General features: G+C 71.5%; 12 protein-coding genes. 10 read left to right on the top strand and 2 right to left on the bottom strand.

Going from position 1 to position 14575, the window contains the following annotated elements; genetic code table 11:
* Positions 1 to 12 precede the first annotated feature (12 nt).
* On the top strand, positions 13 to 1623 hold the full coding sequence (locus tag BIV25_RS36965) for an amidohydrolase family protein (RefSeq protein ID WP_071376913.1): 1611 nt from the start codon (positions 13 to 15) through the stop codon (positions 1621 to 1623).
* 10 nt (positions 1624 to 1633) lie between these two features.
* On the opposite strand, the gene BIV25_RS36960 is transcribed toward BIV25_RS36965, so the two are convergent.
* Positions 1634 to 2491: a serine protease gene (locus tag BIV25_RS36960; protein WP_071376912.1), complete on the bottom strand. Its 858-nt coding sequence runs from the start codon at positions 2489 to 2491 to the stop codon at positions 1634 to 1636.
* 516 nt (positions 2492 to 3007) lie between these two features.
* Here BIV25_RS36960 and BIV25_RS36950 point away from each other — a divergent pair.
* The 6 genes from BIV25_RS36950 (at position 3008) to BIV25_RS36925 (ending at position 9271) form a co-directional block, all read left to right on the top strand.
* Positions 3008 to 4219, top strand: a complete 1212-nt coding sequence (locus BIV25_RS36950) for a pyridoxal phosphate-dependent aminotransferase (RefSeq protein WP_071376910.1) — start codon at positions 3008 to 3010, stop codon at positions 4217 to 4219.
* Positions 4220 to 4322: 103 nt separating this feature from the next.
* Entirely contained in the window at positions 4323 to 4742 is a 420-nt protein-coding gene (locus BIV25_RS36945) for a hypothetical protein (protein ID WP_071376909.1), read from the top strand.
* 121 nt (positions 4743 to 4863) lie between these two features.
* The gene (locus BIV25_RS36940) at positions 4864 to 5940 is read left to right on the top strand and encodes a substrate-binding domain-containing protein (RefSeq protein WP_071376908.1); all 1077 of its coding nucleotides are present in this window, start codon (positions 4864 to 4866) and stop codon (positions 5938 to 5940) included.
* A gap of 25 nt (positions 5941 to 5965) precedes the next feature.
* Positions 5966 to 7141, top strand: coding sequence for a toxic anion resistance protein (locus BIV25_RS36935; protein ID WP_071376907.1), 1176 nt, complete (start codon positions 5966 to 5968; stop codon positions 7139 to 7141).
* Complete coding sequence (locus tag BIV25_RS36930; protein WP_071376906.1) at positions 7138 to 8682, top strand: substrate-binding and VWA domain-containing protein; 1545 nt, start codon at positions 7138 to 7140, stop codon at positions 8680 to 8682. Before BIV25_RS36935 ends, BIV25_RS36930 begins: the two co-directional genes overlap by 4 nt.
* A complete protein-coding gene (locus BIV25_RS36925; RefSeq protein WP_071376905.1) occupies positions 8669 to 9271 on the top strand; it encodes a hypothetical protein in 603 nt (200 codons plus the stop codon). The genes BIV25_RS36930 and BIV25_RS36925 overlap by 14 nt, the downstream gene beginning before the upstream one ends.
* A 116-nt stretch (positions 9272 to 9387) precedes the next feature.
* Here the strand turns inward: BIV25_RS36925 and BIV25_RS36920 are convergent, their stop codons facing one another.
* Positions 9388 to 11205: a phosphoenolpyruvate carboxykinase (GTP) gene (locus BIV25_RS36920; protein ID WP_071376904.1), complete on the bottom strand. Its 1818-nt coding sequence runs from the start codon at positions 11203 to 11205 to the stop codon at positions 9388 to 9390.
* A gap of 300 nt (positions 11206 to 11505) precedes the next feature.
* On the opposite strand from BIV25_RS36920, the gene BIV25_RS36915 reads away from it, so the two are divergent.
* The 3 genes from BIV25_RS36915 (at position 11506) to BIV25_RS36905 (ending at position 14543) form a co-directional block, all read left to right on the top strand.
* Positions 11506 to 12219: a hemolysin III family protein gene (locus tag BIV25_RS36915; protein WP_071376903.1), complete on the top strand. Its 714-nt coding sequence runs from the start codon at positions 11506 to 11508 to the stop codon at positions 12217 to 12219.
* Positions 12220 to 12345: 126 nt separating this feature from the next.
* Positions 12346 to 13899, top strand: a complete 1554-nt coding sequence (locus BIV25_RS36910) for an MFS transporter (protein WP_071376902.1) — start codon at positions 12346 to 12348, stop codon at positions 13897 to 13899.
* A gap of 2 nt (positions 13900 to 13901) precedes the next feature.
* Positions 13902 to 14543, top strand: coding sequence for a TetR/AcrR family transcriptional regulator (locus tag BIV25_RS36905; protein WP_071376901.1), 642 nt, complete (start codon positions 13902 to 13904; stop codon positions 14541 to 14543).
* Positions 14544 to 14575 lie beyond the last annotated feature (32 nt).

Raw genomic sequence — 14575 nt, 5'->3', positions numbered from 1 at the left:
GGAGGGACCGCCGTGGAGCAGCTCGTCATCCGGGACGCCGACGTCGTGGACGGCAGCGGCGAACCGTCGTACCGCGCCGACGTGGTGATCGACGGCGGTCGGATCGTCTCGATCGTCAAGGAGGCCGCCCAGGCCGGCTGCCAGCGCCCGCGCGCCGTGCGGGAGCTGGACGCGGAGGGCCTGGTCCTCTCCCCCGGCTTCATCGACATGCACGCCCACTCCGACCTCGCCCTGCTGCGCGACCCCGACCACAGCGCCAAGGCCGCCCAGGGGATCACACTGGAGGTGCTCGGCCAGGACGGGCTGTCGTACGCGCCGGTGGACGACCGCACGCTCCAGGAGGTACGGCGGGCGATCACCGGGTGGAACGGGTACGGCGACGACCTCGACCTCGACTGGCGGTCGGTCGGCGAGTACCTGGACCGGCTGGACCGGGGCATCGCCGTGAACGCCGCGTACCTGGTCCCCCAGGGCACGGTCCGGGCGCTCGCCGTCGGCTGGGAGGACCGCGCGGCGACGCCCGAAGAGCTGGACCGGATGCGGCGGCTGGTGGCCGAGGGGATGGAGCAGGGCGCGGTCGGCATGTCCTCCGGGCTGACGTACACGCCCGGCATGTACGCCCCGGACGCCGAACTGACCGAGCTGTGCCGGGTGGTGGCGTCGTACGGCGGCTACTACTGCCCGCACCACCGCTCCTACGGCGCGGGCGCCCTGGCGGCCTATGCCGAGATGGTGGAGCTGACCCGGGCGGCGGACTGCCCGCTGCACCTGGCCCACGCGACGATGAACTTCGGCGTGAACAAGGGCCGGGCGCCCGAGTTGCTCGCCCTGCTCGACGCGGCCCTCGGCGCCGGCGCGGACATCACGCTGGACACCTATCCCTACACGCCCGGCTCCACCACGCTGGCCGCGCTGCTGCCGAGCTGGGCGGGCGCGGGCGGGCCGGCGGAGATCCTGGCCCGGCTCGGCGACCCGGCGACGGCCGGGCGGATCCGGCACGGCCTGGAGGTGACCGGCGCGGACGGCTGTCACGGGGTGCCGGTGGCGTGGGAGACGATCGAGATCTCCGGCGTCACCGACCCCGCGCTGAGCGCGTTCGTGGGCCGTACGGTCCGTCAGGCGGCACAGCTGCGCGGCGAGTCCCCGTGGGACACCGCCCGGCACCTGCTGCTGGCGGACCGGCTCGGCACGACGATCCTCCAGCACGTCGGGCACGAGGAGAACGTCCGCGCGATCATGCGGCACCGCGCGCACACCGGCGGCTCGGACGGCATCCTGCAGGGCACCAAGCCGCACCCGCGCGCGTACGGCACGTTCCCGCGCTATCTCGGGCATTACGTACGGGAGTTGGGGGTGCTGGGCCTGGAGGAGTGCGTCGCGCATCTGACGTCCCGGCCCGCGGCCCGGCTGAGGCTGGCGGACCGCGGGCTGGTGCGCGAGGGGTACCGGGCCGACCTGGTGCTGTTCGACCCGGCGACGGTGGCGGCGGGCGCCACCTTCGACGAGCCGCGCAGGCCGCCCGTGGGGATCCCGTACGTCCTCGTCGACGGCCGGTTCGTCATCGAGGACGGCAGGCGGACGGACGTGCTCGCGGGCCGCTCCGTCCGCCGTACCCCCAAGTGACCCTGTCCGCCTACGGCTTGGGCAGGGTGCAGCCGGAGGCGTCCAGGTTCAGCTTGTTCCCGGTGGTGAAGCAGGCCGGGATCTCGTACGTCTCCTCGGCGTAGTTGATGCCCTGGCGGACGGTGACGTTGCCGCTCTCGTCGACCTCGCAGGGGTTGTTCTCGGTGCAGCGCTCGCCGTCCTCGTTGCCGGTGTTGTTGACGGCCACGACGTTGCCGGTGGCGGTGTCGATCACCGGTGAGCCGGAGGTGCCGCCGATGGTGTTGCAGGCGGAGGTGTAGCGGACGGAGTCCTTCCAGGTCCAGTCGCCCTCCTTCAGCCGGTACACGAACCCGTCGACGTCGCAGCTGTAGATCGTCTTCCAGTAGCCGGAGACGACCTTGATCGCGGCGCCGGCGGTCGGGTGGGTGTCCTGCACGGTCAGCGGGCTGATGCCGTAGCTCTTCTTGATCGCCGCGTACGTGGTGGTCGTGCGGTAGATCGTGACGTCCGTGTCCGTCATGGTCGAGTACACGACCTGGTTGGCGCGCAGGGTGGCGATCTTGTTGCCGGCGGAGTTCAGCAGGCCGAAGGTGCGGCTGGAGGACTGGCCGGTGATGACCTCACCGGGACCGGGGAAGCCGGTCTCCAGGCAGTGGCCGTTGGTGAGGACGAGGGCCGGGTCGGTGTCCGCGGAGCCGGGGAAGCGGATGACCGAGCCGGAGCAGTTGCTGAGCGAGACGGTCCCGGCGAAGTCGACCGTGACCGCCTTGGCCGCGGGCGTCCTGGCGGTGTGCGGCTGCGCCGGGTGCGGAGCGGCCACCGCCGGGGTCGCACCCAGGGCGGCCAGGGCCACGGAGGAGAGCACGGCAAGGAGAGGCTTGTTCATGTGGGGGTCCCCTCTGACGACATGGGCGACCGGAGATCTTCCGGCCGCCCTCGTGTTTGTCATGCGCATTCTCAAGGTGAGAGGGGGGTGTGAACAAGAAGGCGGAGGGCGCCATAGGGGTTTCCCTGTGCGCGGCCCGGCCGTCCGCGCGAACGGCCGGCACCTCCCGCAGCGCGGCGAACCCCGCGTCGCCGTCCCAGCTCCGCCCCACGTCCGGGAGCAGCGGGTCGATCCGGTTACCGACGAGGACCCGCCCGGCGTCCCGGGCGCCGCACCTCCAGGTCGCTGTCGCCCGGGCGGTCGTCCGCCGAGAGCACCTGCGCGCCCGCGCACGGCGTCGGGGGCACCGGCCCCCCGTCCGCGGCGCCCTCCAGATCCGGCAGCTCCTGAAGCAGCGCTGCCGGGGCCCGCGACCGAGCCCCGGGGAGGTGATCGGCGTCGACGCGACGAACCTCCGCGTCCCACGTGGCGGGAAACACGGCCCATGAGGCGTTATCGGGTCGTAAGCTCACGGACATGCAGGTGATCCAGTCGACCAAGCTCGCCAACGTCTGTTACGAGATCCGGGGCCCGGTGCTCGAGGAGGCGATGCGGCTTGAGTCTGCGGGCCATCGCATCCTCAAGCTGAACACCGGCAACCCCGCCGCCTTCGGCTTCGAGTGCCCGCCGGAGATCCTGGAGGACATCCTCCGCAACGTCTCGACGGCCCACGGGTACGGCGACGCCAAGGGTCTGCTGGCCGCCCGGCGCGCGGTCGTCATGCACAACCAGACGCTCGGCATCGAGACCGACGTCGAACACGTCTTCATCGGCAACGGCGTCTCCGAGCTGATCGTGATGGCCATGCAGGGCCTGCTCGACGACGGCGACGAGGTGCTCGTACCGGCGCCGGACTACCCGCTGTGGACCGCCGCGGTCTCCCTCGCCGGCGGCACGGCCGTGCACTACCGCTGCGACGAGCAGGCGGACTGGACGCCGGACCTCGCCGACATCGAGCGCAAGGTCACCGACCGCACCAAGGCGATCGTGATCATCAACCCGAACAACCCCACGGGCGCGGTCTACGACGAGGCGGTGCTCAAGGGGCTGACGGACATCGCCCGCCGGCACAACCTGCTGGTCTGCTCCGACGAGATCTACGACAAGATCCTCTACGACGGCGCCACGCACACCCCGACCGCGAAGGTCGCCCCCGATCTGCTCACCCTCACCTTCAACGGCATGTCGAAGGCGTACCGGGTGGCCGGCTACCGGGTGGGCTGGATGTCGATCTCCGGGCCGCGCGCGCACGCCGACTCCTACATCGAGGGCCTGACGATCCTGGCGAACATGCGCCTGTGCGCCAACATGCCGGGACAGCACGGCGTGGTCGCCGCGCTCAGCGGCCGCCAGTCGATCAACGACCTGGTGCTGCCGGGCGGCCGGCTGAAGGAGCAGATCGACACCGCCCATGAGCTGCTGACCCAGATCCCGGGCGTGAGCTGCGTGCGGCCCAGGGGCGCGTTGTACCTCTTCCCGCGCCTCGACCCGCAGGTCTTCAAGATCAAGGACGACCGGCAGATGGTCCTGGACCTGCTCCGCCAGGAGAAGATCATGGTCGTCCAGGGCACGGGCTTCAACTGGCCCGAGCCGGACCACTTCCGGGTGGTGACCCTGCCGTCGGTCGGCGATCTGCGGGACGCGATCACCCGGATCGGGAACTTCCTGGACGGATACAGCCAGGCGTAGCCGAGCGGACCGTAGCCGGTGGGCCGCGTTCCGTGAACCGACTCAACTTTAGACGAATTCTAAGCTAGGATGGCTTCCTGTCACGCACAGGAGGCCATCCCCCATGTACGAACCGATCCGCAGCAAGTCGGTGCACAGCACGATGGCCGGCGCCTCCTCCGACTTCCCCCACCGGTCGCGCGAGGAGGAGCTGGACATCCAGCTCGCCGGACACCTCGCCGCACTGCTCGCGGTCACCGACGAACTGCGCGGGCCGGCCCCGTCCGCCGACCTGGACACCGCCGCCGAGCGGCTCGCCGCACAGGTGACCCGGCTCCGCGGCGGACGCCCCCCGCTGCGGGCCACGGCGTCCGCCACCGGTGACCCCGCAGCCCTGCACCGGCGCGCGCACACCCTCGCGGGCCGCGCCCTCGTCGTCGCCGCGTCACGGGCGGACACGGCGGTGGCGATCCTGACGGCGGAGCGCATGGACGCCCACGCGGCGGCGATCGCCGACCCGAAGCAGCTCAGCACCGCCCACTGACCCCGGCCGCGGCCCCCCGCGGGGCGAGCCGCCGTGCCCGTGGGGATCCGGGACCGGTGGTTCACCGGGCGTTCACCTTCGGCGCCGGGGAACGTGGAATTCCGGGAGCACGCTCCCCGGCGTGAGACGAATCGCGGGAATCGTCCTCGCGGTGCTGCTGATCGGCGGTGTGGTGGCTGCCGTCGTCGCGGGCCGGCATGGGGACGACAAGGGCACGGCAACGAAGACCGTGCGGGGAGTGATCGGTTCGGAGAAGGCGGACTTCTTCGCCGATCCCGACGTGGTGAAGGCCCTCGCCGCCAAGGGCTACACCGTGCAGGTCGAGTCCTCCGGCTCCTGGGCCATGGAGGGGCTGGACCTCAAGGGGTACGACTTCGCGTTCCCCTCCAGTCAGGCGCCCGCCGACGCGCTGGCCGCCAAGTACCACGCCCAGGAGCCGCTGCCCCGGCCCTTCTACTCGCCGCTCGTCGTCGTGGCCCACCGCAGCGCGGCCGGTGTGCTCGCGGCAGGCGGGCTCGCGGTGCTCGACGGCAGGAACCGGGGCACCCTGAAAATGGGTGCCTACCTCGACGCGGCCAGGCAGGGGCGGACCTGGCAGCAGCTCAAAGGGGCTTCAGCGCACGGGGAGTTGACCGGGACGCTCTACATCACGAGCACCGATCCGGAGACCTCGAACTCCGGCGCGCTGTACCTCGCCGCCGCCTCCTACGTCGCGGACGGCGGCAAGGTCGTCGCGAGCAACGCCGACGTCGACCGGACCGCTCCCCTGCTGCATCAGCTCGTCAGCGTCCAGGGCGCCCAGCAGTCCAGTTCGGACGCGGTGTTCCGGGACTTCGTCAGCGGCGCCGGGAACCCGCTGGTGCTCGTCTACGAGTCCCAGATCGCGGCGCTGCTCCAGCAGCAGCACACGGTGGACGACCTCGTGGTGCTCTACCCGGACACCACGGTCAACAGCGACCACACCGTCGTACCGCTCGACGCCGCCGGCCGGGCGCTCGGCGACCTGCTCAGCACCGATCCGACCCTGCGCCTGCTGGCCGTCCGGCACGGGTTCCGGCCGCAGGGCGACGCGAGCGAGTTCCTGTCGGCCACCGCCGGTGCGACCGGCTATCTCAACCAGAAGCTCACCGGCGTCCGGCAGGCGCCCGTGCCCACCTCCGCGGTGCTGCACGAGATGGCCCGCCGGGCCCGGGGATGAAGCGCACAGACGGGGGGACCCTCAAGTGACCGGTGACGACGGCGACTTCGTCCTCACACCACCCGAACCGGCGGTGCCCGTGCCCCGGGAGAAGGCCGGCGGGCTGGTGCCCGTCGCGGACGGGGTACGGGAGGAGATGGCGCGCAAGGCCGCCGACTACGTGGCGGGACTCGCCGCGCTCGACGCCCGCTCGCCCGAGTTCGCGGGCAGGGTCGGCGAGATCACCGCGCTCGGCTCGGGCGAGATGCGCACCGCCGCCGCCCAGTCCAACCGCATGCTGGAGCGCACCCTGCGCAGCCTGCCCGGCAAGGGCGGGGACGCCCAGGCGAAGGTCGCCGGGTCGCTCGTGGAGCTGCGGCGCGTCGTGGAGGACCTGGATCCACGGGACCTGCCCGCGAGCAGGGGCCGCAGGTTCCTGTCCAGGCTGCCCGGCGGCGACCGGCTGCGCGACCACGTCGCCAAGTACGCCTCCTCGCAGGCCACGCTCAACAGGATCGTGGGCGCGCTGCGCGGCGGGCAGGACGAACTGCGCCGGGACAACGCCGCGTTGCAGACCGAGCGGGTGCGCCTGTGGGAGACCATGGGCAAGCTCCAGGAGCACGTCGTGCTCACCCAGGCCCTGGACAACGCCGTCGAGGAGCACATCGCGGGCGTGGGCGACCCCGAGGCGGCCGACTCCCTCCGCGCCGACGTGCTCTTCCCGGTCCGGCAGAAGCACCAGGACCTGCTGACCCAGCTCGCGGTGTGCGCCCAGGGCTACCTCGCCATGGACGTCGTACGCCGCAGCAACGACGAGTTGGTCAAGGGGGTCGACCGGGCCGCCACGACCACCGTCTCGGCGCTGCGGATCTCCGTGATGCTGGCCTCCGCACTCGACAGCCAGAAGAAGGTCGTCGAGCAGGTCAACGCCCTGCGGGGCACGACCGAGGAGCTGATCCGGGGCAACGCCGAGATGCTCGCCACGCAGAGCGGCGAGATCCAGCGCATCGCCGCCGACCCGGCCGTCGGCGTGGCGACACTGCGCGGCGCGTTCCAGCAGATCTACCGCACCCTCGACGCCATCGACGGCTACAAGGTCCAGGCGACCGAGGTGATGGCCTCGACGGTGGCCTCGCTGACCGACGAACTGCAGAGCGCCACCGCGTACTTGGAGCGCAGCCGGGCTCAGGGGGCGCCGGCGGACGGGGGTGGGCTCGGATGAGACGGCGCCACGCCGCGGCCCTGGTCACGGTGGCCGCCGTACTGCTCGGCGGCTGCACCTCGGCGCAGGACCACGCGAAGGACGATCCCGCCGCCCCGCGGCCCGGCACCCTGCGTGTGCTCGCCTCCAGCGAGCTCAGCGACATGACGGCCGTCCTCGACCGCGTCCGCAAGGACACCGGCATCACGCTCCGGCCCACCTACATGGGCACCCTGGACGCCGTGGACCTGCTGGCCAGGGGCGGGGCGGACGGCAGGTACGACGCGCTGTGGCTGTCCTCGGACGACTACCTGCGGCTGCGGCCCGACGCGGCGAGGAAGGTGGTCTCCGAGACGCCGGTGATGTCCAGCCCGGTCGCCGTCGGCGTCAGGCCGGCCACCGTCAAGGCCCTCGGCTGGCAGCCGGACCAGGTCACCTGGGGGCAGGTCGAACAGGCCGTGCAGGAGGGCAGGCTGACGTACGGCATGACCGATCCGGCCCGCTCCAACTCCGGTTTCGCCACGCTGGTCTCGGTCGCCTCGGCGCTGTCCGGCGCCCAGTCCGCGCTCACCGACGCCGACGTCACCAAGGCGACGCCCCGGCTGAAGGAGTTCTTCCAGGGACAGAAGCTGACCTCCGGGTCGTCGGGCTGGCTGGCGACGGCGTACAAGCGGCGCGGCACGGTCGACGCCCTGCTCAACTACGAGTCCGTCCTCAAGGGCATCCCGGGCCTGACCGTGATCCGCCCCCGCGACGGTGTCGTCACCGCCGACTATCCGCTCTCCTCGCTCGCCGCCTCCGACGCCCGCACCCGCGAGGAGGTCCGCAGGGTCACCGACGACCTGCGCACCGACGCCGTGCAGAAGCTGATCACGGACACCACGCACCGCCGCCCGGTCGTCGCCTCCGTCGCGCCCGCGGCCGGTCTCGACACCACCCGGCGCCGCGAACTGCCCTTCCCCGGCAGCCGGTCGGTGGCCGACGGGCTGGTGCACGCGTACGAGAACGAGCTGCGCCGCCCCTCGCGCACGGTGTACGTCCTCGACACCTCCGGCTCGATGGCGGGCGAGCGGCTGACCGCGCTGAAGCGAGCACTCACCGGGCTGACCGGCGACTTCCGGGACCGCGAGGAGGTGACACTGCTGTCGTTCAGCACCGGCGTGAAGAGCGTGCGCACCGAGGTCGTCGACCCGAAGGACCCGCAGGCCGGGCTGACCGCGATCCGCCGGGACACCGACGCGCTCAGCGCCGCCGGCGGCACCGCGATCTACACCTCGCTGGAGAAGGCGTACGACCGGCTCGGCGACGGCAAGGACACGTTCACCTCGATCGTGCTGATGACCGACGGCGAGAACAACGCGGGCGCCGGGGCGGGCGACTTCGACGGCTTCTACCGCTCCCTGACCGGCACCGGGCGGGACACCCCCGTCTTCCCGATCCTGTTCGGCGACTCCTCCCGTACGGAGCTGCAGCACATCGCCGACCTGACCGGCGGGCGCCTCTTCGACGGCCGCAGCGGCTCGCTGGACGGCGCCTTCGAGGAGATCCGTGGCTACCAGTAGGGTCCTCGGCTACCTGGAGTCCCGCAAGAACCTGACCGGCGCCGCCGGCGGGCTCGTCGGCCTGGTGCTGACCTTCACCGGGGTCGCGGGGCCGTACTGGCCGGTCGTGGTCGCGGGGCTGTACGGCGCGGGCGCGCTGATCGCTCCGCCCGAGCGGCCCGCACTGCCCGGCTTCCCGGGCCCGCTGGAGCAACTGGAGTCCGTCCGGGCCGACTTCGGGAAGCTGACGGACTGTCTGGCCGGTGTCGACCTGCCGTCCGGGGCCACCGCCCGGCTCGCCGCCCTCACCGAGCTGCTGGCCGCGCTGCTGGAACCGGGCTGGGTCGCCGAGGCCCTGGCCCAGGACCCGGAGGGCGTGCACGCGGTGTCCCGGGCGGTACGGCAGGACGTCCCGGAGGCGGTCGACGCCTTCGTCCGCACCCGCTGGTGGACCCGGCTGACCCCGGGCACCGAACCGCCCGAACGGCACCTGGAGCGCCAGCTCGGCGCGCTGCACGAGGAGGCCGAGCGGCTGGCCTCGGCGCTGCGGGACACGGAGGGGCGCCGGCAGGAGGCGCATACGCGCTACCTGGAGGACCGGGGCGGCTGACACGGGTGCCCCGCACGCCGTTGTGCGGGGCACCCGGGGTCGTCCCACGGCCGGTCGTGACGATCACTGGTCAGGGCATCCCAACCGGCCGTGGAGTCCGGGGCGGAACCACGGAACTAGCCGAGGCGCTCCACCAGGGCGCGGTACTGGTCCCACAGCTCCTTCGGGGTGTGGTCGCCGAAGGTGTTCAGGTGCTCGGGGACCAGCGCGGCCTCCTCGCGCCACACCTCCTTGTCGACCGTGAGCAGGAAGTCCAGGTCGGACTCGGACAGTTCGAGACCGTGGGTGTCCAGCGCGCCCTTCGCGGGGAGCACGCCGATCGGGGTCTCGACGCCCTCGGCCCTGCCGTCCAGGCGCTCCACGATCCACTTCAGGACGCGGGAGTTCTCGCCGAAGCCCGGCCAGACGAACGTGCCCTCGTCGTTCTTGCGGAACCAGTTGACGTAGTAGATCTTCGGCAGCTTGGCCTGGTCCTTGTCCTTGGCGACGTCGATCCAGTGGCCCATGTAGTCGCCCATGTTGTAGCCGCAGAACGGCAGCATGGCGAACGGGTCGCGGCGCAGCTCGCCGACCTTGCCCTCGGCGGCGGCGGTCTTCTCGGAGGCCACGTTGGCGCCGAGGAAGACGCCGTGGTTCCAGTCGAAGGACTCGGTCACCAGCGGCACCGCGGAGGCGCGGCGGCCGCCGAAGAGGATCGCCGAGATCGGCACGCCCCTGGGGTCCTCCCACTCGGGCGCGATGATCGGGCACTGGGCGGCGGAGACCGTGAAGCGGGAGTTGGGGTGCGCGGCGGGCTCGGCCGACTCCGGGGTCCAGTCGCGGCCCTTCCAGTCGGTCAGGTGGGCCGGGGTCTCCTCCGTCATGCCCTCCCACCAGACGTCGCCGTCGTCGGTGAGCGCGACGTTGGTGAAGACCGCGTTGCCCCACAGGGTCTTCATCGCGTTGGCGTTGGTGTGCTCACCGGTGCCGGGCGCGACGCCGAAGAAGCCGGCCTCGGGGTTGATCGCGTACAGGCGGCCGTCCTCGCCGAAGCGCATCCAGGCGATGTCGTCGCCGATGGTCTCCACGGTCCAGCCGGAGATCGTGGGCTCCAGCATGGCGAGGTTGGTCTTGCCGCAGGCGCTCGGGAAGGCCGCGGCGACGTACTTGGACCCGCCCTGCGGCGGGGTGAGCTTGAGGATCAGCATGTGCTCGGCGAGCCAGCCCTCGTCACGCGCCATGACGGAGGCGATCCGCAGCGCGTAGCACTTCTTGCCGAGCAGGGCGTTGCCGCCGTAGCCGGAGCCGTAGGACCAGATCTCGCGGTCCTCGGGGAAGTGCGAGATGTACTTGGTGGAGTTGCACGGCCACGGAACGTCCTGCTGGCCCTCCTCCAGCGGGGCACCGAGGCTGTGCACGGCCTTCACGAAGAAGCCGTCGTCGCCCAGTTCGTCGAGGACGGCCTGGCCCATGCGCGTCATCGTGCGCATGGAGACGGCGACGTAGGCGGAGTCCGTGATCTCCACGCCGATCGCGGACAGCTTGGAGCCGAGCGGGCCCATGCAGAACGGGACGACGTACATCGTCCGGCCGCGCATCGAGCCGCGGAAGACCCCCTTCTCACCGGCGAAGATCTCCCGCATCTCGGCGGGGGCCTTCCAGTGGTTGGTGGGACCGGCGTCCTCCTCCTTCTCGGAGCAGATGAAGGTCCGGTCCTCGACGCGCGCGACGTCGGACGGGTCGGAGGCGGCGTGGTAGGAGTGCGGGCGCTTGATCGGGTCGAGCTTCCTGAACGTTCCCTTGGCGACCAGTTCGTCGGCGAGCCGCTCGTACTCGGCCTCGGAGCCGTCGCACCAGACCACGCTGTCCGGCTGCGTCAGTTCGGCGATCTCGTTGACCCACGAGATCAGTTCCTGGTGGTTGGTGGGGAGGGGAGCCGCGTTGTCGCGCGCCACGGTTGCTCCTAAGTGAGGGTTTTTGGTTGGTCGCCCCGTGGGGGCCGCGGCCCGGATGCTTCGCTGCGCCGATCAGGCGTGCGCTCATCCGGTGCCGACCGCACTCATTTGATCATCCGATGCGAATGCCCATCTGTCCAGGGGGTGTCACAGGTGAGCGGAGTGACCCATGCCACGATTTTCACGAGTTCCATGATTCTTTGCGTCCATGTTGGATTCAGCTGAAAGTTCTTTTGCGTTTTCCCTGGTCACCATCAGCCGTTGACGGGCGACTTACGGTGTCGTAGGTACCATGCGCGCATGACTGCGTCCGTCCCCGACGCGCCCACGGACACGCCGGCCCACGGCCGCGGTCCCGCCGCGCTCTCCCTGCCTCAGCAGGTCAAGCCGAAGCTGCGCGGCTGGCTGCACCTCGGCATGTTCCCGGCCGTGCTCATCGCGGGGCTGGTGCTCACCGCCCTCGCCGACTCCACCAGAGGCCGCATCGCCTGCGGCATCTACATCCTGACGGCCTGCCTGCTCTTCGGCGTCAGCGCGCTGTACCACCGGGGCAACTGGAGCCCGCGGATGGACGGCGTGCTGCGCCGCCTCGACCACGCCAACATCTTCCTGATCATCGCGGGCACCTACACCCCGCTGACCCTGCTGCTCCTGCCGGGCGGCAAGGGCGAGTGGCTGCTGTGGGGGATCTGGGCCGCCGCCGCGGCCGGCATCGTCTTCCGCGTCTTCTGGGTCGGCGCCCCCCGCTGGCTCTACACGCCCTGCTACCTCGCGATGGGCTGGGCGGCCGTCTTCTTCCTGCCGGACTTCATGCGCACGGGCGGCATCGCCGTCCTGGTCCTCGTGATCGTCGGCGGCCTGCTCTACAGCGCCGGCGGCGTCGTCTACGGCATCAAGCGGCCGAACCCGTCACCGCGCTGGTTCGGCTTCCACGAGGTCTTCCACTCCTTCACCCTGGCCGCGTTCGTCGTGCACTACGTCGGCATCTCCCTGGTGGCCTACCAGCACGCATAACCCACCCCCGCACCGTCCCCCACGGCCACAGCTCCTGCGAGCTGTGGCCGTCTTTCGTGCGCCCGCAGACATGCGGAAGCGTCTCCTTGTTGACAGTCTCATCATTTTGAGAGTTACTTTCTTTTCATGGTTGCCGTCACTGCGAACCCTCGACGCTGGTGGGCCCTCGGGGCCCTGGTCGCGAGCATGATCACGCTCGGCTTCGACATGACGATCCTCAACGTGGCGCTGCCGACGATGGCCGCCGAGCTGGGCGCCGGCACCGGCCGGCAGCAATGGATGGCGGACGCGTACGTCGTCGTCTTCGCCGCCCTGATGCTCCCCGCCGGCCTCCTCGGCGACCGGTTCGGGCGGCGCCGGATGCTGATCACCGGGCTCGCCCTCTTCCTCGCCGGCTCGCTGGCGGGCGCGCTGGCCTCCGACGTGAACTGGGTCGTCGCGGCCCGGGCGTTCATGGGCGTCGGCGGCGCGCTCGTCACCCCGCTCGCCCTGTCCGTGCTGCCCTCGCTCTTCGGCGCCGACGAGCGCGCCAAGGCCGTCGGCATCATCTCCGCGGCCTCCGCGCTCGGCCTGCCGCTCGGCCCGATCATCGGCGGCTGGCTGCTGAACCACTTCTGGTGGGGCTCGGTCTTCCTGGTCAACGTCCCGATGGCCGCGATCGGGATCGCGGCCTGTGTCTTCCTGCTCCCCGAGACCCGCGACCCCGCCTCCCCGCGGGTCGACGTCCTGTCCACGGCGCTCACCGCGACCGGCCTCGGCGCGCTCGTCTACGCGATCATCGAGGCGTCCGGCCGGGGCTGGAGCGACCCGCTGATCCTGACGATGTTCGCGGCGGCCGCGGTGCTCCTCACGGCACTCGTGCTGCGCGAGCGGCGGGCCGAGCGCCCCATGCTCGACATGACGCTGCTGGCCCACCGCGGCTTCCTGTTCAACACGCTCGCCGCCACCCTGGTGAACTTCGTGCTGTCGGGCCTGATGTTCGTGCTGCCCCCGTATCTCCAGGCCGTCCTCGGCCACGACGCCCTCGGCACCGGCGTGCGGCTGCTGCCGATGATGGGCGGCCTGATGGTGGCCGCGCGGGGCGCCCAGCCGGTCGTCGCCCGGTTCGGCGGGCGGGCCGTGGTGAGCGCCGGGCTGGTGGTGCTGGCCTTCGCCGCGCTGCTCGGCAGCCGTACGACGGCGGGCTCCGGCTACGGCTTCATCGCGCTGTGGCTGTCGCTCACCGGTATCGGCTTCGGCTTCGCCGTCGTGCCCGCGATGGACGGCGCCCTCGGCACCCTGCCGCGCGACCGGGCGGGAAGCGGCTCGGGCCTGCTGATGACACTGCGCCAGGTCGGCGCCGCCGTCGGCATCGCCCTGCTGGGCAGCCTGCTCGCCGGGATCTTCCGCGACCGGCTCGACGTCACCGGACTGCCCCCGCAGGCCGCGCACACCGCCGGCGACTCGGTGGTCGCCGCGCACCTGATCGCCCAGAAGACGAGCCCCGGGAGCGCGGCCCGCCTCGCCGCCTCCGCGAACGACGCCTACGTCCACGGCATGGGCGTGGTCCTGCTGGTGTGCGGGATCGCCGCGCTGGTCGCCGCACTGCCGGCAGCGGTCCTCCTGCCGAGGACGGCATCACCCGCGCGGGAGGCGGAAAGCGGCGGCGCCGCCATGGTCGTCGCCTCGGAGGATGCCTGACAATGAACCGTATGACGGCCGCACGTTCCCCTCTCACCCCCGCCGAGCGCCCCCAGCTGGGCCTGCGCGAGCGCAAGAAGATCAAGACCCGCGAGGCGATCCGCACGGCGACGTACGCGCTGATCAGGGAGCAGGGGTACGACGCCACGACGGTCGAGCAGATCGCCGAGCGGGCCGAGGTGTCGCCGTCGACCGTCTTCCGGTACTTCCCGACGAAGGAGGACATCGTCCTCACGGACGAGTACGACGCGCTGATCGTGGAGGAGTTGCGCGCCCGGCCCGCCGACGAGCCGTGGATGGAGTCGATGCGGCACGTCATGCACAAGGCCCTGGAGGCCAACACGGGCGAGGACCCCGAGGTGGTCCGTCTGCGCACCCACCTCGGGGTACAGGTCCCCGCCGTCCGCTCCCGGATGTTCGAGAGCATGTCGGAGACCGGCCGCCTGCTCCGCGGCGCCCTCGCCGAACGCTACGGCCTGGACCCCGACGGCCTGGAGGTCCGCGTCTACGCGATGTCCCTCGTCGGTGGCCTGATGGAGGTCTCCATGTACTGGGCGGAGAACGACTTCCGGGGCGAGCTGGGCGACCTCATGGAGCGGGCCCTGACCGTCCTGGACCGGGGCCTGCCCCGCGAAAACCCCTGAGGGCGCCCCGCCCCGGCATGCGATGCTGACGA

Source organism: Streptomyces sp. MUSC 14, assembly GCF_001866675.1.
In the GTDB taxonomy this organism is placed as follows: domain Bacteria; phylum Actinomycetota; class Actinomycetes; order Streptomycetales; family Streptomycetaceae; genus Streptomyces.
The sequence above is the reverse complement of the archived record's forward strand: the minus strand, read 5'-3'. Positions and strand labels throughout refer to the sequence as shown.